Annotated in this window: 26 protein-coding genes; 15 read left to right on the forward strand and 11 right to left on the reverse strand. The window is 66.0% G+C overall.

Annotated features, from left to right (window positions below; all coding sequences use genetic code 11):
- Both CVM52_RS14785 and CVM52_RS14790 read left to right on the forward strand, forming a co-directional pair.
- Positions 1 to 583, forward strand: a 583-nt coding sequence (locus CVM52_RS14785; RefSeq protein WP_133119855.1) for a sulfotransferase family protein, incomplete at its 5' end; no start/stop codon positions are given.
- 163 nt (positions 584 to 746) lie between these two features.
- Positions 747 to 1,556: a division plane positioning ATPase MipZ gene (locus CVM52_RS14790; RefSeq protein ID WP_100163257.1), complete on the forward strand. Its 810-nt coding sequence runs from the start codon at positions 747 to 749 to the stop codon at positions 1,554 to 1,556.
- A gap of 6 nt (positions 1,557 to 1,562) precedes the next feature.
- On the opposite strand, the gene CVM52_RS14795 is transcribed toward CVM52_RS14790, so the two are convergent.
- Both CVM52_RS14795 and CVM52_RS14800 read right to left on the reverse strand, forming a co-directional pair.
- Complete coding sequence (locus tag CVM52_RS14795; RefSeq protein ID WP_100163258.1) at positions 1,563 to 2,798, reverse strand: adenylate/guanylate cyclase domain-containing protein; 1,236 nt, start codon at positions 2,796 to 2,798, stop codon at positions 1,563 to 1,565.
- The gene (locus tag CVM52_RS14800) at positions 2,791 to 3,237 is read right to left on the reverse strand and encodes a MarR family winged helix-turn-helix transcriptional regulator (RefSeq protein ID WP_100163259.1); all 447 of its coding nucleotides are present in this window, start codon (positions 3,235 to 3,237) and stop codon (positions 2,791 to 2,793) included. Before CVM52_RS14800 ends, CVM52_RS14795 begins: the two co-directional genes overlap by 8 nt.
- A 74-nt stretch (positions 3,238 to 3,311) precedes the next feature.
- Between CVM52_RS14800 and hmgA the strand changes: the two genes are divergently transcribed.
- From hmgA to CVM52_RS14845, 9 genes are all read left to right on the forward strand, one after another.
- Positions 3,312 to 4,673 (forward strand): homogentisate 1,2-dioxygenase, encoded by a 1,362-nt coding sequence (gene hmgA, locus CVM52_RS14805; RefSeq protein ID WP_100163260.1) that lies wholly within the window; start codon positions 3,312 to 3,314, stop codon positions 4,671 to 4,673.
- A 91-nt stretch (positions 4,674 to 4,764) separates the two neighbouring features.
- Positions 4,765 to 5,403: a maleylacetoacetate isomerase gene (gene maiA, locus CVM52_RS14810; protein ID WP_100163261.1), complete on the forward strand. Its 639-nt coding sequence runs from the start codon at positions 4,765 to 4,767 to the stop codon at positions 5,401 to 5,403.
- 15 nt (positions 5,404 to 5,418) lie between these two features.
- Positions 5,419 to 6,675: a fumarylacetoacetase gene (fahA, locus tag CVM52_RS14815; RefSeq protein WP_100163262.1), complete on the forward strand. Its 1,257-nt coding sequence runs from the start codon at positions 5,419 to 5,421 to the stop codon at positions 6,673 to 6,675.
- 109 nt (positions 6,676 to 6,784) lie between these two features.
- Positions 6,785 to 7,735, forward strand: a complete 951-nt coding sequence (locus CVM52_RS14820; protein ID WP_100163263.1) for an MBL fold metallo-hydrolase — start codon at positions 6,785 to 6,787, stop codon at positions 7,733 to 7,735.
- A 30-nt stretch (positions 7,736 to 7,765) separates the two neighbouring features.
- Positions 7,766 to 9,382: an FAD-dependent oxidoreductase gene (locus tag CVM52_RS14825; protein ID WP_100163264.1), complete on the forward strand. Its 1,617-nt coding sequence runs from the start codon at positions 7,766 to 7,768 to the stop codon at positions 9,380 to 9,382.
- Positions 9,379 to 9,576 (forward strand): DUF2783 domain-containing protein, encoded by a 198-nt coding sequence (locus tag CVM52_RS14830; protein ID WP_100163265.1) that lies wholly within the window; start codon positions 9,379 to 9,381, stop codon positions 9,574 to 9,576. Before CVM52_RS14825 ends, CVM52_RS14830 begins: the two co-directional genes overlap by 4 nt.
- A gap of 99 nt (positions 9,577 to 9,675) precedes the next feature.
- A complete protein-coding gene (speB, locus tag CVM52_RS14835) occupies positions 9,676 to 10,635 on the forward strand; it encodes an agmatinase (protein ID WP_100163266.1) in 960 nt (319 codons plus the stop codon).
- 77 nt (positions 10,636 to 10,712) lie between these two features.
- On the forward strand, positions 10,713 to 11,045 hold the full coding sequence (locus CVM52_RS14840) for a DOPA 4,5-dioxygenase family protein (RefSeq protein ID WP_100163267.1): 333 nt from the start codon (positions 10,713 to 10,715) through the stop codon (positions 11,043 to 11,045).
- A 26-nt stretch (positions 11,046 to 11,071) separates the two neighbouring features.
- Entirely contained in the window at positions 11,072 to 11,653 is a 582-nt protein-coding gene (locus CVM52_RS14845; protein WP_100163268.1) for a VOC family protein, read from the forward strand.
- A gap of 53 nt (positions 11,654 to 11,706) precedes the next feature.
- Here the strand turns inward: CVM52_RS14845 and CVM52_RS14850 are convergent, their stop codons facing one another.
- From CVM52_RS14850 to folK, 6 genes are all read right to left on the reverse strand, one after another.
- Complete coding sequence (locus CVM52_RS14850; protein WP_100163269.1) at positions 11,707 to 11,889, reverse strand: hypothetical protein; 183 nt, start codon at positions 11,887 to 11,889, stop codon at positions 11,707 to 11,709.
- A gap of 98 nt (positions 11,890 to 11,987) precedes the next feature.
- Positions 11,988 to 12,752, reverse strand: a complete 765-nt coding sequence (locus CVM52_RS14855; RefSeq protein WP_100163270.1) for a pyridoxine 5'-phosphate synthase — start codon at positions 12,750 to 12,752, stop codon at positions 11,988 to 11,990.
- A gap of 76 nt (positions 12,753 to 12,828) precedes the next feature.
- The gene (locus CVM52_RS14860; protein ID WP_100163271.1) at positions 12,829 to 13,485 is read right to left on the reverse strand and encodes a DUF2062 domain-containing protein; all 657 of its coding nucleotides are present in this window, start codon (positions 13,483 to 13,485) and stop codon (positions 12,829 to 12,831) included.
- A 30-nt stretch (positions 13,486 to 13,515) separates the two neighbouring features.
- The gene (locus CVM52_RS14865) at positions 13,516 to 15,648 is read right to left on the reverse strand and encodes a RelA/SpoT family protein (RefSeq protein WP_100163272.1); all 2,133 of its coding nucleotides are present in this window, start codon (positions 15,646 to 15,648) and stop codon (positions 13,516 to 13,518) included.
- Positions 15,649 to 15,675: 27 nt separating this feature from the next.
- The gene (gene rpoZ / locus CVM52_RS14870; RefSeq protein WP_100163273.1) at positions 15,676 to 16,029 is read right to left on the reverse strand and encodes a DNA-directed RNA polymerase subunit omega; all 354 of its coding nucleotides are present in this window, start codon (positions 16,027 to 16,029) and stop codon (positions 15,676 to 15,678) included.
- An 83-nt stretch (positions 16,030 to 16,112) separates the two neighbouring features.
- The gene (gene folK, locus CVM52_RS14875; protein WP_100163274.1) at positions 16,113 to 16,682 is read right to left on the reverse strand and encodes a 2-amino-4-hydroxy-6-hydroxymethyldihydropteridine diphosphokinase; all 570 of its coding nucleotides are present in this window, start codon (positions 16,680 to 16,682) and stop codon (positions 16,113 to 16,115) included.
- Between the two features lie 131 nt (positions 16,683 to 16,813).
- Here folK and CVM52_RS14880 point away from each other — a divergent pair, with 131 nt between their 5' ends.
- The 4 genes from CVM52_RS14880 (at position 16,814) to rnhA (ending at position 19,702) form a co-directional block, all read left to right on the forward strand.
- On the forward strand, positions 16,814 to 17,398 hold the full coding sequence (locus tag CVM52_RS14880; protein ID WP_100163275.1) for a LabA-like NYN domain-containing protein: 585 nt from the start codon (positions 16,814 to 16,816) through the stop codon (positions 17,396 to 17,398).
- A 173-nt stretch (positions 17,399 to 17,571) separates the two neighbouring features.
- Positions 17,572 to 18,522 (forward strand): 4-hydroxy-3-methylbut-2-enyl diphosphate reductase, encoded by a 951-nt coding sequence (gene ispH, locus CVM52_RS14885; protein ID WP_100163276.1) that lies wholly within the window; start codon positions 17,572 to 17,574, stop codon positions 18,520 to 18,522.
- A 132-nt stretch (positions 18,523 to 18,654) separates the two neighbouring features.
- Entirely contained in the window at positions 18,655 to 19,257 is a 603-nt protein-coding gene (locus tag CVM52_RS14890; protein ID WP_100163277.1) for a class I SAM-dependent DNA methyltransferase, read from the forward strand.
- Positions 19,250 to 19,702 carry a ribonuclease HI gene (gene rnhA, locus CVM52_RS14895; protein ID WP_100163278.1) on the forward strand — a complete coding sequence of 151 codons (453 nt, stop codon included), beginning with the start codon at positions 19,250 to 19,252 and terminating at the stop codon, positions 19,700 to 19,702. The genes CVM52_RS14890 and rnhA overlap by 8 nt, the downstream gene beginning before the upstream one ends.
- A 41-nt stretch (positions 19,703 to 19,743) precedes the next feature.
- Here rnhA and CVM52_RS14900 read toward each other — a convergent pair whose 3' ends face one another.
- From CVM52_RS14900 to fmt, 3 genes are all read right to left on the reverse strand, one after another.
- On the reverse strand, positions 19,744 to 19,983 hold the full coding sequence (locus CVM52_RS14900) for a GlsB/YeaQ/YmgE family stress response membrane protein (RefSeq protein ID WP_100163279.1): 240 nt from the start codon (positions 19,981 to 19,983) through the stop codon (positions 19,744 to 19,746).
- 3 nt (positions 19,984 to 19,986) lie between these two features.
- Positions 19,987 to 20,223, reverse strand: coding sequence for a hypothetical protein (locus CVM52_RS14905; RefSeq protein WP_100163280.1), 237 nt, complete (start codon positions 20,221 to 20,223; stop codon positions 19,987 to 19,989).
- On the reverse strand, positions 20,220 to 20,967 hold a 748-nt coding region (gene fmt / locus CVM52_RS14910), incomplete at its 5' end, for a methionyl-tRNA formyltransferase (protein WP_100163281.1). The genes fmt and CVM52_RS14905, both read right to left, overlap by 4 nt.

The raw sequence follows: 20,967 nt of genomic DNA on the forward strand, positions 1-20,967 counted from the left end.
GCCGGCGCTGACCCCGGCGGATATCGCCGGGCTGCGGCGCGACCTTTTGGCGGGCTATGCGCCCTATGCCCGCGCCGGCCGGGTGATCCTCGACAAGATGCCGCAGAATTTCCGCTGGATCGGCTTGCTGCTGACGGCGCTGCCCGAGGCGCGGCTGCTGCACCTGTCGCGCGCCCCGCTGCCGCTGGCCTGGTCGCTCTATCGCCACCTGTTCACCGGGCGCGGCAACGGCTTTGCCTACGATTTTGCCGATATCGCCACCTATATGCTGCTCCATCGCGACCTGATGGCGTTCTGGCACCGCCGCTTTCCCGGTCGCATCGCCGAAATCGCCTATGCCGACCTGGTCAGCGACCCCGTCGCCACCTCGCGGCGGCTGGTGGCGGCCAGCGGGCTAAGCTGGTCGCCGGCCTGCCTGGCCCCGGAACAGGCCCCCGGCCCGGTGCTGACCGCCAGTGCCATGCAGATCCGCCAGCCGATCTATTCGGGCAGCGACGCCGCCTGGCGCCGCTATGCCCGCCAGCTGGCACCGCTGCGTGCGGCGCTGCAACTGGCCGGCGTCACCGCCGCAGACGGCATGTGACAGGTGAAGGTCACGGCAACTGCGACAGCGGCGCCGCGCCGCCCCGGAATCACAGCCGCGAAGGGAAAGACAGGAATGTCTGTGCTTTCCATCGGTCACCACACAACATATAGTGCGCCAAACAATCCGAACCGTGTTCAGCAGCGGCACAGAGGGGTCAGGCATGGCGCATATCATCGTCGTCGGGAACGAAAAGGGCGGGGCCGGGAAATCGACGGTTTCCATGCATGTCGCCACCGCGCTGGCCCGGCTTGGCCATCGGGTGAACACGCTGGATCTGGACCTGCGGCAGCGCTCGCTGGGCCGCCATGCCGAGAATCGCCGCATCTTCCTGGAAAAATCCGGGCTCACGCTGCCCTCGGCACGCTGCCACGACCTGCCCGAGATCGACGCCGCCACGCTGCGCCCGGGCGAGAACATCTATGACCACCGCCTGTCCACCGCGATCTCGCTGCTGGAGAAAGACAGCGATTTCATCCTGATCGACTGTCCCGGCTCGCATACCCGGCTCAGCCAGGTGGCCCATTCGCTGGCCGACACGCTGATCACGCCGCTGAATGACAGCTTTATCGATTTCGACCTGCTGGCCCATATCGACGATGCCGGGGAAAAGATCCTGGCCCCCTCGGTCTATGCCGAGATGGTGTGGAACGCCCGCCAGCTGCGCGCCCAGGCCGGGCTGAAACCGATCGACTGGGTGGTGATGCGCAACCGGGTCGGCACCCAGCGCATGGTCAACAAGGAAAAGATGGAGCGCGCGGTCAAGATGCTGGCCCAGCGCGTCGGATTCCGAATCGCACCGGGTTTTTCCGAGCGGGTGATCTTCCGCGAGCTGTTCCCCCGCGGCCTGACGCTGCTGGATCTGAAGGATATCGGCGTCAAGCAGTTGAACATCTCGAATGTCGCCGCGCGCCAGGAACTGCGCGACATGATGAAGGCGCTGCGGCTGCCCGGCGTCGACGTCAAATTCTGAACCGGCTCAGTCCGGCGCGGTATACAGCGTATAGAGCATCTGCGGCGCCGACACGCCGCGCAGCATATAGCGGCCCAGCGGCACCAGGTCATGCGGGGTGCCGGCGGCGGCGGCCTGCACCGCCTCGGACATCACCACGGTCTGGCCCAGCGCCTTGTGCATCTGCGACAGCCGCGCCGCCAGGTTCACCGCCGGACCGATCACGGTGAAATCCAGCCGGTTCTCGGCGCCGATATTGCCGTAAAGAATTTCCCCCGCATGCAGCGCCAGGGTGTAATCGGTCACCGGCAGCCCCTCGGCCCGGCGCCGCCGGTTGGCCGCCGCCATCTGCCGGCCCAGCCCCGCCGCCACCTCCAGCGCGGCGCTGGCCGCCGCGGCGGGGTCGTCCTGGTCGAACATCGCCAGCAGACCGTCGCCGACGAATTTCAGCACGTTGCCGCCGGCCGCCTGCACCGCCGCCACCACGATGCCGAAATAATCGTTCAGCATGGCGATCACCTGGTCACCGGGCACCTGTTCGGACAGGCTGGTGAATCCACTCAGGTCGAAATAGCAGATCACCGCGCTGATCTTGCGCAGCGATCCGCGGCGGAACTCGCCCGACAGCACCCGTGCCCCGGCATCCTGGCCCAGATAGACCCGCAGCAGGTCATCGGCGATGCGCCGGTTCGACGCCGATTTCAATGCCAGCCCCAGTTCCGGCAGCAGCGCCCGGAACACGTCCAGCTCCGCCTCGGAAAAGCCGCCGGGCGCGGAGCTGCACCACGAGATCAGCAGCCCGCGCAGCCGCTCCTGCAGGTCCAGAACGGCAACGTCGGGCGGTTGGTCGAACAGCACGCCGGTGGCGAAATAATCGGTCAGCCCCTGTGCCTTCAGATCGTCCATCAGGGGAAAGCGGCTGGCATATCCCGGCGCGCAAATCCGTTCGCGCAGTTCGGACAGGTTGGTGGACAGAATGTGATAGAGCGGACTGTTCAGCCATTGCTCCGACGGGCTGTCGCTATGGGCATATTCTTCGTAGACCAGACCGGTTTCCGGCGTCCAGCTATAGCCAAAGCCGCCAAATTGCGGGTGATAGGTGCGCTGCGCCACGTGCAGCCGGCCCAGCGAAACGCCCGCCGCCCGCAGCCGCGTGCAATAGCCCTCCAGCAGTGGCGCCTGGCCGATGCTGCCCAGCGCCTCGTTCAGCAGCCACCGCGACAGCGCCTGCGCCTGGCCCTGCAAGTCGCCTGTTTCATCCATCTCCGGACCCTCCGGCCAGCCGTTGCAGCATGGCGCGCAGCTGCGCCGCCTCGTCCGGCGTGAACTGGGCCACCAACCGCGCGTCATATTCCGCCGCCACTGCCCGCAGATCGCGATAGACCGCCTGCCCTGCCGCCGTCAGTTCCAGATATTCATGGCGGCGGTCGGTTTCATCCCGCTCGCGGGTCAGGAATCGCCGCTCGGCCAGCTTCTGCACCGCGCGGCTGATCTTGGTCTTGTGGGTCTTGGCGCGCTGGCCGATCTCTTTCGCGGTCATCCGGCCATAGCGGCCCAGGTGGAACAGCACCCGCCACTCGGTGCGCAACATGCCATAGCGGCCCTTGTAAACCTGCTGGAAGGCCAGGCTCGATGTCTCGGCGGCCTGGTTCAGCAGATAGGGCAGGAAATCCTGCAGATCGAAATCGTCTGTTTTGCTCATGACCCCGTTTTCGTGGTTGTTAGTTACAAAATCAACTATTACCTCTGCGGCTGACGCAACCGGAGGATTGTTCGATGAATCGCCCGACCGCCCCGCACAAGCTGGTTCAGGCCGCCACGCCGACCGGCACCACCGAAGGCTATATGCCCGGATTCGGGAATGATTTCGAAACCGAGGCGCTGCCCGGCGCGCTGCCGCAGGGCATGAATTCGCCGCAGAAATGCAATTACGGCCTGTATGGCGAACAGCTCTCCGGCACCGCCTTCACCGCGCCCAGCCACCAGAACGAACGCACCTGGTGTTATCGCATCCGTCCCTCGGTGAAACATTCCGGCCGCTATGAAAAAATCGCCCTGCCCTACTGGAAATCGGCGCCGCATGTGGTCGACGACGTGGTGTCGCTGGGCCAGTACCGCTGGAACCCGGTGCCGCATTCCGACAAGGGGCTGACCTGGCTGACCGGCATGCGCACCATGACCACGGCGGGTGACGTCAACACCCAGGTCGGCATGGCCAGCCATATCTACCTGGTCACCGAATCGATGGAGGACGCCTATTTCTACTCGGCCGACAGCGAGATGCTGATCGTGCCACAGGAAGGCCGGCTGCGCTTTGCCACCGAATTGGGACTTATCGATCTGGAGCCGAAGGAGATTGCCATCATCCCGCGCGGCCTGGTCTATCGGGTCGAGGTCGTCGAAGGCCCGGCGCGCGGCTTTGTCTGCGAGAATTACGGTCAGAAATTCGAACTGCCCGGCCGCGGCCCGATCGGCGCCAATTGCATGGCCAACCGGCGCGACTTCAAGACGCCGGTCGCCGCCTTCGAGGATCGCGAGACGCCCTCGACCTTGACCATTAAGTGGTGCGGCCAGTTCCACGAAACCCGGATCGGCCACAGCCCGCTGGACGTGGTGGCCTGGCATGGCAACTACGCCCCGGTGAAATACGACCTGCGCAATTACTGCCCGATCGGCGCGATCCTGTTCGACCATCCCGACCCGTCGATCTTCACCGTGCTGACCGCGCCCTCGGGTGTGCCGGGCACCGCCAATATCGATTTCGTGCTGTTCCGCGAACGCTGGATGGTGATGGAGGATACCTTCCGCCCGCCCTGGTATCACAAGAACATCATGTCCGAGCTGATGGGCAATATCTATGGCCAGTACGACGCCAAGCCGCAGGGATTTGTCCCCGGCGGCATGTCGCTCCACAACATGATGCTGCCGCACGGCCCCGACCGCGAGGCGTTCGAAAAGGCCTCGAACGCCAATCTCGGCCCCGACAAGCTGGACAATACCATGTCCTTCATGTTCGAGACCCGCTTCCCGCAGCACCTGACCGAATTTGCCGCCAAGGAGGCCCCGCTGCAGGACGATTACATCGACTGCTGGGACAGCCTGGAAAAAAAATTCGACGGCACCCCGGGCAAGAAGTAAGGCGCCCGGCGCGGTCGCGGGCTTGCCCCGCGCCGCCGCCCGCCGCAGACTGGCGCCGGCCGCCGCCGGCCCCCAGGGAGGATGGACAACCGTGAAACTTTACTCCTTCTGGCGCTCCACCACCTCGGTGCGGGTGCGCATCGTGATGCATCTCAAGGGGCTGACCTATGACCTCGAAACCGTCAGCCTGCCCAAGGGCGAACAGTTCTCCGACGCCTACGCGGCGGTGAATCCGGGCAAGGGCGTGCCGGCGCTGGTGCTGGATGACGGCACCATCCTGACCCAGTCGATGGCGATTATCGAGTATCTCGAAACCACCTATCCCGAGCCGGCGCTGCTGCCGGCCGACCCGGTCGGCCGCGCCCAGGTGCAGGCGGCGGCGCAGACCATCGCGCTGGACATCCACCCGGTGAACAATCTCAAGGTGGTGACCTACCTGAAATCGCAGCTGGGCCACAGCCAGGAAGACACCGTCACCTGGATGAACCACTGGATGCAGGAAGGTTTCACCGCCTTCCAGGCGCTGATCCGCGATGACACGCCATTCTGTTTCGGTCAGACCATCGGCCTGGCCGATATCTGCCTGGTCGGCCAGATGGTGAACGCCCGCCGCTGGGGGCTGGACATGTCCGCCTTCGACCGGCTGGCGCAGATCGACGCCCGCTGCCGCGACATTGACGCGGTGAAACGGGGCCTCCCCGAGGCCCAGCCCGACGCACAGCCCGCATAAGACAAAGGACCGAATATGCCGCTCAAGACCAGCTGGATCCGCACCGCCAACAGCGCCGACTGCCCGTTCCCGCTTAACAACCTGCCCTACGGGGTGTTCTCCATCGGCGAGGAAGAGCCGCGCTGCGGCGTCGCCATCGGCGATCAGATCCTCGACATGGCCGCGGCCGAGGAATCGGGCCTCATCGCCCTGGGCGATGTGCCGCTCTTCGATGTGCCCTATTGGAACGATCTGATGGCCGAGGGCCCCGCCGTCTGGGCGGCGCTGCGCGACAGGCTGACCGCGCTGCTGGCCGAGGGCGCGGCCGAGCGCGACAGCGTCGAACCGCTGCTGGTGCCGATGGCCGAGGCGACGCTGCACATGCCCTTCGTGGTGTCGGAATACACCGATTTCTATGCCGGGCGGAACCACGCCTTCAATGTCGGCACCATGTTCCGCGGCCCCGAAAACGCGCTGCCGCCGAACTGGCTGCACATCCCCATCGGCTATAACGGCCGCGCCTCCTCGGTCTATGTCTCCGGCACCGAGGTGCGCCGCCCCTGGGGGCAGCTGAAATCGCCCGACCATGACAAACCCGCCTTCCTGCCCTGCCGCCGCTTCGATTTCGAACTGGAAATCGGCGCCATCGTCGGCGTCGACAGCGACGGCCCGATCACCGTGCAGGAGGCCGATGACAACATCTTCGGCTATGTGCTGCTGAACGACTGGTCGGCGCGCGACATTCAGGCCTGGGAATACCAGCCGCTGGGCCCGTTCCAGGCCAAGGCCACCGCGACCACCCTCAGCCCCTGGATCGTCACCAAGGCGGCGCTCGAGCCGTTCCGGGTGGACACGCCGCCGCGCGAATTCGAACTGCTGGATCACCTCAAGGATTGCGGCCCGATGCTCTATGACATCGACCTGGCGGTGACGCTGGCGCCGCAGGGCCAGCCGGCCACCACCATCTCGCGCACCAACTACCGCGAGATGTATTATTCCTCGGCCCAGCAGCTGGCCCATCACACCACCGCCGGCGGCCCGATGAATGTCGGCGACCTGCTCGGTTCGGGCACCATCTCGGGCGCCACCAAACCCGAGCGCGGCTCGCTGCTGGAACTCAGCTGGGGCGGCAAGGAGCCGCTGACGCTGGACAGCGGCGAAACCCGCACTTTCCTGGAAGACGGCGACACGCTGGCCCTGACCGGCGCCGCCAAAGGCGACGGCTATACCATCGGCTTCGGCAGCTGCAGCGGCACCGTGCTGCCGGCGCTGGAAGACCCCTACGCGCGCTAGGCGCGGCGGGGAAGGCCGGGCCCCGTCCCGGCCTTCTTCTCTTGAAAAATACTCCCGCCGGAGGTGCCCGACCGCGCCACCGGCAAGACCGGCAGAGAAAGGCGCAGACATGGCCAAGGCATTTGCATCGCAGGGCGACCTGGGCGAGAAAGAAATCAGCTTCACCGAGGTGGGCGACGGGCTCTGGGCCTTCACCGCCGAGGGCGACCCGAATTCGGGCGTGATCATCGGCGATGACAGCGTGATGATCGTCGAGGCGCAGGCGACCCCCCGGCTGGCACAGAAGGTGATCGAAAAGGTGCGCGAGGTCACCGACAAGCCGATCACCCATGTCACCCTCACCCATTACCACGCGGTGCGGGTGCTGGGCGCCTCGGCCTTCGGCGCCAGCCAGGTGATCATGGGTGAAAAGGCCCGCGCCATGGTGGCAGAACGCGGGCAAGAGGATTGGGACAGCGAATTCCAGCGGTTTCCGCGCCTGTTCGAAGGCCATGAAAGCATTCCCGGCCTGACCTGGCCCACCACCACCTTCAACGATCGGATGACCGTCTATCTCGGCAACCGCCGGGTCGACCTGATGCATCTGGGCCGCGCCCATACCGCCGGCGATATCGTGGTCTACGTGCCCGATGCCAATACCATGTTCACCGGCGACATCGTCGAATACCACTCAGCCTGCTATTGCGGCGACGGGCATTTCCACGACTGGCCCGGCACCCTGGGCCGGATCCGCAACTTCAACCTCGACGCCATCGCACCGGGGCGCGGCGAGGCGCTGGTGGGCGCCGACATGGTCAACGCGGCGCTGGATCTGACCGAGGATTTCGTGCGCTCCACCTATCGCCCGGCGGCCCGCGTCGCCCTGAAGGGCGGCAGCCTGAAAGACGCCTGGGACGCGGTGCGCGCCGAATGCGACCCCAAATTCGCCGATTACGCGATTTACGAACATTGCCTGCCCTTCAACGTCGCCCGCGCCTATGACGAGGCGCTGGATATCGACACGCCGCGCATCTGGACCGCCGAGCGTGACCTGAAGATGTGGGAGGCGCTGCAGGGCTAGGCCCCTGCCAAGCGGGAGGAGGAAACCGGCATGGCCTATGAGTATCAACCCTTTGACTACAGCCCGCCGCCGGCGCTGAGCGGCCCCGAGCCGCGCCACAAGGTGGCGATCATCGGCGCCGGGCCGGTCGGGCTGGCGCTGGCCATCGACCTGGCCCAGCGCGGCATCGCCTCGGTGCTGCTGGACGACAATAACGTTGTCTCGGTCGGCAGCCGGGCGATCTGCTGGTCCAAGCGCACGCTGGAGATCTTCGACCGGCTGGGCGTGGGCGACCGCATGCTGGCCAAGGGCGTGACCTGGCAGATTGGCCGCCAGTTCCACGGCGCCGACGAGGTCTACAGCTTCGACCTGCTGCCCGAGGACGGCCACAAATACCCCGCCTTCATCAACCTGCAGCAATATTACGTCGAGGATTACCTGGTCGCCCGCGCCCGCGACTTCCCCGAGCTGATCGACCTGCGCTTTAACAACAAGGTGACCGGGCATCAGGACAAGGGCGACCATGTGCACCTGACGGTCGAGACCCCGGACGGGACCTATCAGGTCGAGGCGCAGTACCTGGTCGCCTGCGACGGCGCCGGCTCGCCCACCCGTGGCCGGATGGGTCTGGAATTCACCGGCCAGACCTTTCAGGAACAGTTCCTGATCGCCGATATCGAGATGCAGGACAGCCCCTTCGACCAGGGCGTGCCCGAGCGCTGGTTCTGGTTCGACCCGCCCTTCCATCCCGGCAAGTCGGCGCTGCTGCATATGCAGCCCGACCATATCTATCGCATCGACCTGCAGCTGGATGCCGATGCCGATGGCAAGGCCGAGGCGGCCGAAGACCGGGTGATCCCGCGGATCCGCGACATTGTCGGCGACACCCCGTTCCGGCTGGACTGGGTCAGCGTCTACAAGTTCCGCTGCATCCGGCTGGAGCGGTTCCTGCATGGCCGGGTGATCTTTGCCGGCGACAGCGCCCATGTGGTCAGCCCCTTCGGCGCGCGCGGCGGCAATGGCGGCATCCAGGACGTGGACAACCTGGGCTGGAAACTGGCGGCGGTGCTGGCCGGGTCGGCCGCGCCCGACCTGCTGAACAGCTATGACGCCGAACGCGGCTTCGCCGCCGACGAGAATATCCTCAACTCGGCCCGTTCGACCAATTTCATGACCCCAAAGACCCCGGTCGAGGCGCTGTTCCGTGCCGAGGCGCTGCGCCTGGCCCATGATCAGGCCTTTGCGCAGAAGCTGCTGAATTCGGGCCGCCTGTCGCAGCCCTGTTCGCTGGAAGGCTTCGCGCTGCAAACCCCCGGCCCGGCACCGGTGCCGCCGGGCACCGCGATGCCCGACGCGCCGCTGAGCGGGCCGGACGGCGACAGCTGGCTGATTTCCGAGGTGCAGGGCGACTTCACCCTGGTCGGCTTCGGCGACGTGGTGCTGCCCGACCTGCCGGGCCTGCGCCGCATCGGCATCAACCAGCGCGCCGATTATCCCTGTTTCACCGCCGCCCATGGCCACGCCCTCCGCCGCTATGGCAGCGACCGCGCCTACCTGTTCCGCCCCGACGGCCATGTCTGTGCCAGCTTCACCCAGCCGGTGGCCTCCGAGGTGCTGGCGGCCCGCGACCGCGCCCTGGGCGCCGCGCCAGAGGAGATGGTGGCATGACCTGCGAAATCGACCGGCTGAGCCCGCATCAAGACGCGTTTTACGCCGCGCTGATGCAGGCCCATGACGGGCTTGACCCGGACGAAAGCCACGCCCTGAACGCGCGGCTGGTGCTGCTGATGGCCAATCGCATCGGCGACGTGGCGGCGTTGAAAGAGCTGCTGGAGACCGCGCGCGGCTATAGTCCGGGCTGAAATTCCGGACGTCCCGCGGCGCACGGCGCCTGTGAAGCAGGTGACATCCGCGGCCCCGGTTGCCATGATCGCGGCAAAACGGGGCGACGCGGGGACCAGATGACCACACATGGATATGACAGCGGGCGGCTGAACCTGCCCTTCGTCGGCATCTGCACCTTCGGCAAATATCCCTACCAGCCGGACTGGGACGCTATCGCCGCCGATGTGGCGGTGATGGGCGCGCCCTTCGATGGCGGCACGCAGTGGCGGGCCGGGGCACGCATGGGGCCGCGGGCGATCCGCGAGGCCTCGACCCTGTTCGCCTTCGGCCATGCCGGCGCCTATGATTTCGAGGATGACATCACCTATCTCGACCCGGCGCAGGTGTCGGTCGTCGATATCGGTGATGCCGACATCATCCATACCGACACGGCGCAAAGCCATGCCAATATCGAACTGGGGGTGCGGCGGATGCTGGCCGCCGGTGCGCTGCCGGTGGTGCTGGGCGGCGATCATTCGGTGAACATCCCCTGCATCCGCGCCTTTGACGACCAGGCGCCGATTCACCTGGTGCAGATCGACGCGCATCTGGATTTCGTCGACGAACGTCACGGCGTGCGCTGTGGCCATGGCAACCCGATGCGGCGCGCGGCCGAGCAGCCGCATGTCACCGGGCTGACCCAGATTGGCATCCGCAACGTCTCGTCCACCGCGCGCGAAGGCTATGTCACCGCGCGCGAGATGGGCTCGGATATCCAATCGGTGCGGCAGGTGCGGGCGATGGGCACCGCGGCGCTGCTCGAGCGGATCCCGGCCGGGATGCGCTATTACCTGACGGTGGATATCGACGCCTTCGACCCCTCGATCGCGCCCGGCACCGGCACGCCCAGCCATGGCGGGTTCCTCTATTACGAGGTGCTGGAACTGATCGACGGGCTGGCCCGGCGCGGCGAAATCGTTGGCCTCGACCTGGTCGAGGTGGCGCCGGATTACGACCCGTCGGGCAGCACCCAGATCCTGGCGGCGCAGCTGCTGCTGAACACCATCGGCCGGGTGATGCATCACCGCCCTACCTGAGCGCACAGCGGCTGTGACCGCAGGCCGGTTTACGCCCGGTCGCAGGCACCTAAGGTTGAGGACAGGAAAGGAAGACCATGGACAGCACGATCACCGGGTTTCACGCCCATCTCTATTACGACGCCGACAGCCTCGGCACCGCGCGCGCGGTGCGGGATGCGGCGGGTGAGGCGCTGCCGGTGGAGGTTGGCCGCCTGCATGAAAAGCCGGTCGGCCCGCACCCGATGTGGAGCTGCCAGCTGGCCTTCGGCCGCGACGATTTTGCCGAAGTGGTGACCTGGCTGGCGCTGCACCGGCGCGGGCTGACGGTGTTCGTGCATCCGGAAACCGGCCAAGCGTTGCAGGACCATCGCGACCACGCGCTGTGGATGGGTTCGATGCCGGCGCTGAAACTGGAGATGTTCAACTAGGCCGTGCCACGGCAAGGAGGAGGACCATGCGGAAACTGCAAACCCAGGGCGTGCATCACATCACGCTGACCGGCGCCGACCGGCAGACCTCGATCGATTTCTGGGAGGGTGTGCTGGGCATGCCCTTTATCTTCGACCAGCCCAACCTGGACGACCCCGACGAGGGCCACCTGTATTTCGATCCCGGCGACGGGCGGCTGATCACCGTCTTCACCAACGAATCGCGTACCCCCGACCGGCGCCGCACCCCGACCGAGCCGGGCTGCGTGCATCACCTGGCCTTCAATGTCAGCAAGGCGACGTTCAGCCAGGCGGTCAAACGCCTGGACGAGCGCGGCATCAACCATTCCGGGCCCAAGGACCGGGGCTTCATGGATTCGATCTATTTCACCGATCCGATGGGCCTGCTGATCGAACTGGCCTGCTATCGCTTTGAACCGCCCGAGGGTTGCCGCCATGCCGACGTGATGATCGAGGCGCACCGGCTGCGGGTAGCACGCGGCGATTACAACATCGCCGAAGAGCACCTGGCCGACGCCATCGAGGCGCTGGTGGCGCGGCGGCAGGACTCGCTGTCGGATCAGCGCGACCCGCGCGACCCCTATTGACCCATCCGCCGCGCGGTCCCGGCGCGGCGGCCGGGACGGTCGCGGTCCGGCGACTAGCGGTACAGGCCGGGTGATCGGGCGCGTTGGTTCTCGCGCTCGATGGCGGCGCGCCGCAGCGTATGTTCGAAATTTTCATCCGCCTTGGCGACACGCTGGCTTTCGCTTGCCTTGGACGGTCCGGGCTGTTTCCGGTCGGGCGCTGGCTTGGCCGCCCTGGTCTTCTTGTCTGGCGTCATGTCGGTCACTCGCAGCCTGAAACGCAACTCCTGTCACAGAGTCGAGCAGGGCCGAGTGTAACGCAAACGCGCGGTTCAGGCTATATTCTCGGCGCCGTCTACGAGGCGACCCGCCGGGCGCGGGCGTCATCCATCAGCCGGCGCATTTCCTGCACCGCCGGGGTCAGACCGCGGAAAATCGCCTCGCCGATCAGGAAATGGCCGATGTTCAGCTCGCGCAGCTCGGGGAAGGCCGCCACCGGCTGTACCGTGTCATAGGTCAGCCCGTGGCCGGCATGGACCTCCAGCCCCAGCGCATGGCCAAAGGCCGCCATCTCGCGCAGCGCCTCGAGCTCGCGGTCGCGCTCGGCCAGGCGGCCCTCGGCCTGGGCGTCGCAATAGGCGCCGGTATGCAGCTCGATCACCTGGGCGCCGATCCGGTGCGCGGCCTCGATCTGGCGGCGGTCGGCGGCGATAAAGATCGACACCCGGCAGCCGGCGTCGCGCAGGGGGGCGATGAAATGCGCCAGGCGGTTTTCCTCGCGCGCCACTTCCAGCCCGCCCTCGGTGGTGCGCTCCTCACGCTTTTCCGGCACGATGCAGACCGCGTGCGGCTTGTGGCGCAGGGCGATGGCCTGCATCTCGGGCGTCGCCGCCATCTCGAAATTCAGCGGCACGTTCAGCACCTGCATCAGCCCGTCGATATCGGCATCCGAGATGTGCCGCCGGTCCTCGCGCAGATGCGCGGTGATGCCGTCGGCACCGGCCTCTTCGGCCAGCTGCGCGGCGCGCAGCGGATCGGGATAGGCGCCGCCGCGGGCGTTGCGCACGGTGGCGACGTGGTCGATATTCACGCCCAGGCGCAGACGGGGCAGATCGGTCATGGCGAATCTCCTGATCGGGATTTGATCAAATCCTAGAACAAAGCGCCGGGCGGCAACACCCCGGCACCGGTGCCGCTCAGTCGGCCTTGCGGTGGATATCGCCGGTGGCGCCGGCCTTTTCCTTGATCGCCTCGAACTTGGCCTTGATCGCGCCCTTGCGGCGCTTCTTATAGGCGCGGATCACCGGCACGCTGAGGTAATAGGCGATGGTGCCGGCAAGGATGCCGGGCAGGATGCCACCGATCATGTAGGGAAAGAAAATCTCGTCGTAAAACACCGCCAACCGGTGCCAATCGGCGGTCTGGTCGTTGAACAGCGCGAAGAAATTGTCCTTCAGGTCGCGCCCGGCATCGACGAACTTGCCGCCGAAGGACCGCTGCGTGCCGGCGTCCAATTCATCGCCCAGCAGCAGGTGGCCGGTTTGCAACGAGATGATGCCGATCGGCACATAGGTCAGCGGATTGCCGAAAAACGTCGCCATCAGCGCGGCAAAGATATTGCCCCGCATCGCCAGCGCCAGCAGCGCGGCGATCACGAAATGAATGCCGTAAAACGGCGTGAAGGTGGTGAACACGCCGGCCCAGATGCCGCGCGCGATGCGTTCCGGCGTGTCTGGCAGCCGCCGCACCCGATGTTGCACATACAGAAAGGCGCGGGCCCAGCCGCCCCGGGGATAAACCAAATCCGCGATCACGCGCCAGGTCGAGCGTCGGTCACGGCGTCTGAATACCAATGGGACGTCCTTCTTGATCCCGGTTAAAACTCAGCTGGCCCGGGCGTGTACCCTGACCTTGCGGCGGAAACGCTCGACAGCGGCGACATCGCTATCTGCCTCCAGTGTCAGCATTAAGGAGTGAAGTTGTTCCGCATCCCGCAATTCCACGTCAATCATAAGGCGGTAGAAGTCGGGTTTGCGGTCAACAAACTCCAAATTGGAGATATTGGCCTTCTTCTCGCCAATCAATGTGCAAATACGTCCCAGCACGCCGGCATCGTTGCCGATGGTCAGATCGATGGTGGCGCCATAGACCGCCGGATGGGTGCCGCCATGCCAATGCAGGTCGACCCAGCGTTCCGGCTGGTCCTCGTAGTCGCTCAGCCGCTCGCAATCGATCGCATGCACCACCACGCCCTTGCCGCGGAAGGTGATGCCGACGATCCGCTCACCCGGCAGCGGCTGGCAGCAGGCGGCACGTTCAAAGGACTGGCCCGGCGACAGCCCGATCACCGCGCGGCGCGGCGAAATCTGGTCGCCCTCGTCGCGGGCGAGATCGGGATAGACCGCCTGCACTACGTCATGCGCGGTCAGCTCGGCGCTGCCCAGCCGCGCCAGCAGCTCGTCGCCGCCGCTGATGCGCAGATGTTTCGAGGCGGTGTCCAGCACCTTGTCGGTGGCCTTGCGCCCGACATGTTCGAAGGCCGAGCGTGCCAGTTCGCGGCCCAGCCGGATAAAGCGTTCGCGGTCGGCCTCGCGCAGGGCGCGGCGGATCGCGGTGCGCGCCTTGCCGGTGGTGGCGATCTCCAGCCAGCTGACCTGCGGGCTCTGCCCCTCGGCGGTGATGATCTCGACCGATTGACCGTTCTTGATCCGCGTCCAGAGCGGCACCCGGATGCCATCGATCTTGGCGCCGACACAGGCATGGCCGATGCGGGTATGGATGGCATAGGCATAGTCGATCGGCGTCGCCCCGCGCGGCAGCTTGATCACGTCGCCCTTGGGGGTAAAGCAGAACACCTGGTCGGAATACATCTCCAGCTTGACCGCTTCGAGGAAATCCTCATGATCCTCCTCGGCGTCGAACTGTTCGGTCAGCGAGGCGATCCATTTCGCCGGGTCGACGGCAAACGGGTTCTCGGCCCGCACGCCGTCGCGGTAGGACCAATGCGCCGCCACCCCGGTTTCGGCGACGTCATGCATCTGGCGGGTGCGGATCTGCACCTCGACCCGCTTGCCGTCGCGCCCCGACACAGTGGTGTGGATCGACCGATAGCCGTTGGTCTTGGGCTGGCTGATGTAATCCTTGAACCGCCCCGGCACCGCGCGCCAGCGCTGGTGGATGGCGCCCAGCGCGCGGTAACAATCCTCTTCCGACCCGGTGATGATGCGAAAGCCGTAGATGTCGGACAGGCGCGAGAAGCCCTGTTCCTTTTCCTGCATCTTGCGCCAGATCGAATAGGGTTTCTTGGCCCGCCCGAACACCTCGGCCTCGATCCCGGCCTTTTCCAGCTCGCGCCGCATGTCGCGGGTGATCCGCGGGATCACATCGCCCGATTCCCGCTGCAGGGTGATAAAACGGCGGATAATCGACTGGCGGCCTTCCGGGTTCAGCACCCGGAAGGACAGGTCTTCCAGTTCCTCGCGCATCCACTGCATGCCCATGCGCCCGGCCAGCGGCGCATAGATATCCATCGTCTCGCGCGCCTTCTGCACCTGCTTGTCCGGGCGCATCGACTTGATGGTGCGCATGTTGTGCAGCCGGTCGGCCAGCTTGACCAGGATCACCCGCAGGTCCTTGGACATCGCCATGAACAGCTTGCGGAAATTCTCGGCCTGCTGGGTCTCGACGCTGGACAGCTGCAGATTGGTCAGCTTGGTGACGCCATCAACCAGCCCGGCCACCTCGGAGCCGAATTTCTCGGCCACATCGGCGTAGGAGGCCTTGGTGTCCTCGATGGTGTCATGCAGCAGCGCGGTGATGATGGTGGCATCGTCCAGCCGCTGTTCGGTCAGGATCGCGGCCACCGCGACGGGGTGGATGAAATAGGGTTCACCCGAGTGGCGATACTGCCCCTCGTGCATCGCCGCGCCATACTCGAAGGCCTGGGTGATGCGCTTTACATTCGTCTTCGGATTGTAGTTGCGGACAAGTTCAATCAGATCGTCAGCAGAAATCATCCCGTCCGCACCCTACGCATCCGGCACTCAGCCCTGGCCCTGGGCCTCCATCAGTGCCCGCAGCAGTTTTTCCTCGGACATGTCGTCTTCGACCGGCTTGTCCGATTCCGCCCCCATCAACAGCGCCATCGAATCTTCTTCGGGCTCGTCGACCTCGATCTGGCTCTGGTTGCTTTCGATCAGCCGCTCGCGCAGATCGTCGGCGCGCTGGGTCTCGTCGGCAATTTCGCGCAGCGCCACGACCGGGTTCTTGTCGTTGTCGCGGTCCACGGTGATCGCCGCGCCCGAGGACAGCTCGCGCGCCCGGTGGGCAGCAAGCATCACCAGTTCGAACCGGTTCGGAACCTTGTCAACGCAGTCTTCAACCGTCACGCGGGCCATAAAAGCACTCCAATCAGGATCTGTTCCTAAAGAAGGGTGTTATCTAGTGCCGAATCTGGCGCTTGACAAGCCGGATCCGGGGCCTAAAGCGGCCGGATCGCCGCGATATCCGCCTTTGGCAGGGAATCATACAGCTGTTCAACGGTTTGTTGAAGCACCGGATGCTGCCAGTCCGGATAAATATCCCGCAGCGGGCCCAGGACAAAGGCGCGCTCCTGCAGCCGCGGATGTGGCAGGATCAACGCGCCGGGAACCTCGCGTGACCGCCGCTCGGGTGCCAGGTCGATCCAGCGACGTTGCGTCGCCGGATCCGGACAGATCCTCTGACCGCAGGCCAGCAGATCCAGGTCCAGCCCGCGCGCGCCCCAGCGGGCCTGCCGTTCGCGGCCAAATTCCTGCTCCACCTCATGCAACAGCGCCAGCACCGCGGCGGGCGGCAGGGTACTTTCCGCCAAAATCGCCGCGTTTACGTAGTCCGGCCCGGCCCCCGGCGGAAAGCAGGGCGTGGCAAAAAACCGGCTGATCGCACGCGGGCGCAGGCCCTTTTCGGCCAGCCGAAGCACCGCCGAGACAAGGTTTGACGCAACGTTTTGCCCGCCAAAAGGCAGGTTGCCGCCCAGTGCCACAAGAAAAAGTGAGTTGATATCGCTCACATCCGCGCTCTCTTCCTAAATTCTTTACACTTGCAGCCAAAGCATGTTGACTTATTTTGGGTCCACTGTTTCGCCGAATTTATTATTGCTCACGGAACTCTGGCGGAGCGGACTACCGGAAGGACGACTATATGTTTTACAAAGACGAACGGCTCGCGCTGTTCATCGATGGTTCGAATCTTTACGCGGCCGCCAAGGCGCTGGGGTTCGACATCGACTACAAGTTGTTGCGCCAGGAATTCATGCGGCGTGGCAAGATGCTTCGGGCGTTCTATTACACAGCGCTGCTGGAGAACGATGAATATTCGCCGATCCGCCCCCTTGTCGACTGGCTCCACTATAACGGGTTCACCATGGTGACCAAGCCCGCCAAGGAGTATACCGACAACATGGGCCGGCGAAAGGTCAAGGGCAACATGGATATCGAACTGGCCGTCGACGCGATGGAACTCGCGCCGCGGGTCGATCATATCGTGCTGTTCTCGGGCGATGGCGATTTTCGGCCGTTGGTCGAAAGCCTGCAACGCCAGGGCGTTCGCGTCTCGGTGGTTTCCACCATTCGCAGCCAGCCGCCGATGATCTCGGACGAGCTGCGCCGCCAGGCCGATAATTTCATCGAACTCGAAGAGCTGAAAGACGTGATCGGCCGGCCGCCGCGCGACCAGTCCGAGGACGGTGGCAGCAGCCGCAACGTCGCGGCAGCCGGCGCGCGCTAAAGTTCGCGACCGCCAGCGCGCCCAAAGGTCGCATCCTGCGGCGCGCGTCAGCGCGGCGTCACCACGTTTCCTGCCCGGACAGGGGCCCGATTGCGGGCTCCTGCCGGTTTCCTGCGCCCGGACTCTGGATCTTCCCGGCGCGGCGGCTTACCTGTGGCCGCAGGAGTATGCCGATGACCAAACCGCCCCTGACCCTGTACCTGGCCGCGCCGCGCGGGTTCTGCGCCGGTGTCGACCGCGCCATCAAGATTGTCGAAATGGCGCTGCAGAAATGGGGTGCGCCGGTCTATGTGCGCCACGAGATCGTGCACAACCGCTTTGTGGTCGACGGGCTGCGCGCCAAGGGCGCGGTGTTCGTGGAAGAGCTGGACGATTGCCCCGACGACCGGCCGGTGATCTTCTCGGCGCATGGGGTGCCGAAATCGGTGCCCGCGCAGGCGCAGCAGCGCAACATGGTCTATGTCGATGCCACCTGCCCGCTGGTGTCGAAGGTGCATATCGAGGCACAGCGCCATGCCGAGAATGGGCTGCAGATGATCATGATCGGCCATCGCGGCCATCCCGAGACCATCGGCACCATGGGCCAGCTGCCGGCCGGCGACGTGCTGTTGGTGGAAACCGTCGGGGATGTCGCCGGGGTGACCGTGCGCGACCCCGCGCGCATCGCCTATGTCACCCAGACCACCCTGTCGGTCGACGACACCGCAGATATCGTCGCGGCGCTGAAGGCGCGGTTCCCGGCGATCGTCGGCCCGCATAAGGAAGACATCTGCTATGCCACCACCAACCGGCAGGAGGCGGTGAAGGCCATCGCGCCGAAGGCCGAGGCGATGCTGGTGGTGGGGGCGCCGAATTCCTCCAATTCCCGCCGCCTGGTCGAGGTTGCTGCTCGTGCCGGCTGTGGCTATTCGCAGCTGGTGCAGCGCGCCGGCGATATCGACTGGCGCGCGCTGGACGGCATCGGGTCGGTCGGCATCACCGCCGGTGCCTCGGCCCCCGAAGTGCTGGTCAACGAGGTGATCGACGCCTTCCGCGACCGGTTCGAGGTGACGGTCGAGATGGTCGAAACGGCGGTGGAACGTGTCGAGTTCAAGGTGCCCCGCGTCCTGCGCGAACCGGCGTAGCCGCAAACAGCGGCCCTGACGACGGGCAAGATGCGCGGTGTTCAGATCCTCGTCCAAACCCGCCCCGCCCTGCCTTGCCTCCTCATCCCCGCCATGTCAGAACCGGGGCACCATCATCGAAGAACCGCAGGTATGACCGCTGACCGCGAAACGCTCGACGTCTACACCGAGGCCGCCGAGGCCTATGCCAATTGCTTTGCCAGCAGCAAGGATGTCGACCAGTCCGCCGACATGGCGGCCTTTCTGGCGCTGATTCCCGCGGGCGGGCGCATCCTCGATCTGGGCTGCGGGCCGGGCCAGTGGGCGGCGGCCTTCCAGGCGGCGGGCTATGCCGTGGAGGCCACCGACGCGACCAAGGCGATGGCCGATCTCGCCCGCGAGCGTTTCGGCCTGGAGGTGCGGGTCGAAGCATTCGAGGCGCTGGCGGCCGAGGCGGATTACCACGGCATCTGGGCCAATTTCAGCCTGCTGCACGCGCCGCGCGCCGAATTTCCCGGCCACCTCGCCCGCCTCCGCAAGGCGCTGAAACCGGGCGGCGCGCTGCATCTGGGCATGAAGCTGGGCAGCGGCGCGGCGCGCGATTCGCTGGGGCGGTTCTATACCTATTACGGCGAGGACGAATTGCGGCGCCTGCTGGCCAAGGCCGGATTCACCGTCACCGCCAGCCGCCGCAGCAATGGCGCCGGACTGGCCGGCAAGCCCGAAACTTTCGTGACGCTGACCGCCCATGCCTGAGCTGTTTGCCTATACCGATGGCGCCTGTTCCGGCAATCCCGGCCCCGGCGGCTGGGGCGTGTTGCTGCGCGCCATGGAAGCCGGCGAGGTGGTGAAGGAGCGCGAGCTGAGCGGCGGCGAGGCCGAGACCACCAACAACCGGATGGAACTGCTGGCGGCGATTCACGCGCTGGAAGTGCTGGGCCGGCCCTCGGACATCACCGTGATCACCGACAGCCAATATGTGAAAAACGGCGTCACCGGCTGGATCCACGGCTGGAAGAAAAACGGCTGGAAGACGGCGGCGAAGAAGCCGGTGAAAAATGCCGAGCTGTGGCAGCGGCTGGACACGGCCCAGGCGCGCCACCGGGTGAAATGGGAATGGGTTAAGGGCCATGCCGGCCACCCCGAGAACGAGCGCGCCGACGAGTTGGCGCGCGCGGGCATGAAACCGTTCAAGGGCTGAGGGTCGGGGGCAAATTCCGGCGACGGAATGCCCCGCCGCGATCACTTGCGCCGCTGATAGGCCTGCCACAGCCACAGCAGCAACATCGCCCCCAGCACCGCACCGATCAAACCCGAGGCCAGGCCCATCACCGCCCAGAGCGCCCGCAGGATCAGCCCGCCGATCAGCGCTCCGGCGATGCCGATCAGCAGCGTCGCGGGAATGCTTGCCTCGATCCGCATCAGCCGGGTGGCGAGAAACCCCGCCGCCGCCCCGATGATGATCAGCCCCAGGATCGGCATGGTCTACCTCCGCCAGTGAAACGGCACGATGATCAGCGCCCCGATCGCCGACAGTATGGCATCAAGCCCCGGCGCGCCGAACCCGAAACCGAACATCCGCCGGAGAAAGAAGAACAGGAAGGCGCCGCCGATGCAGATGATCACCGAGGCGAGATAGCCGTTGCGGGTAAAGCCGCTGCGCTCGGCGCCATAGCCAATCGCGGCGGCGATCACCAGGGTGCCGAACAGGGTGAAATTCATCCCCCGCCCCCCGGCAGCAGCGTGCCCGGCGCCACCGGGTGGCCCCGCAGGAAGGTGTCGGCATCCTGTGCGCCCTTGCCCGCCCGCTGCAGCCGCGTCAGCTGAACCGCGCCGGTGCCGCAGGCCACGGTCAGGGCCGCGTCCAGCACTTCGCCGGGGCGGCCTTGCCCATGGGTAAGGCGCGAGGCCAGCAGCTTGACCCGTTCGCCGCCGATCTCGCACCAGGCGCCGGGAAACGGTGACAGGCCGCGGATCTGCCGGTCGACCTGCTCGGCCGGGCGGGTCCAGTCGATGCGCGCCTCGGCCTTGTCGATCTTGGCGGCATAGGTGACGCCCGCCTCGGGCTGCGGCTGCGGTTCCAGGCTGTCGAGCCGGTCCAGCGCGGTGACGATCAGCTGTGCGCCCAGCGCGCTCAGCCGGTCATGCAGCGCGGCGGTGGTGTCCTCGGCACCGATCGGCGTGGTCGCACGCAACAGCACCGGGCCGGTGTCCAGCCCGGCCTCCATCTGCATGATGCAGATCCCGGTTTCGGTATCGCCGGCCATGATTGCCCGGTGAATCGGCGCGGCGCCGCGCCAGCGCGGCAGCAAGCTGGCATGGATGTTCAGGCAGCCCCGGCGCGGCGCGTCCAGCACCGGCTGCGGCAGGATCAGCCCATAGGCCACCACCACCGCGACATCGGCCTTGAGCGCGGCGAACTCGGCCTGCGCCTCGGCCGGTTTCAGCGAGACCGGGTGGCGCACC

This window comes from Pseudooceanicola lipolyticus (assembly GCF_002786325.1).
Lineage (GTDB): Bacteria > Pseudomonadota > Alphaproteobacteria > Rhodobacterales > Rhodobacteraceae > Pseudooceanicola_C > Pseudooceanicola_C lipolyticus.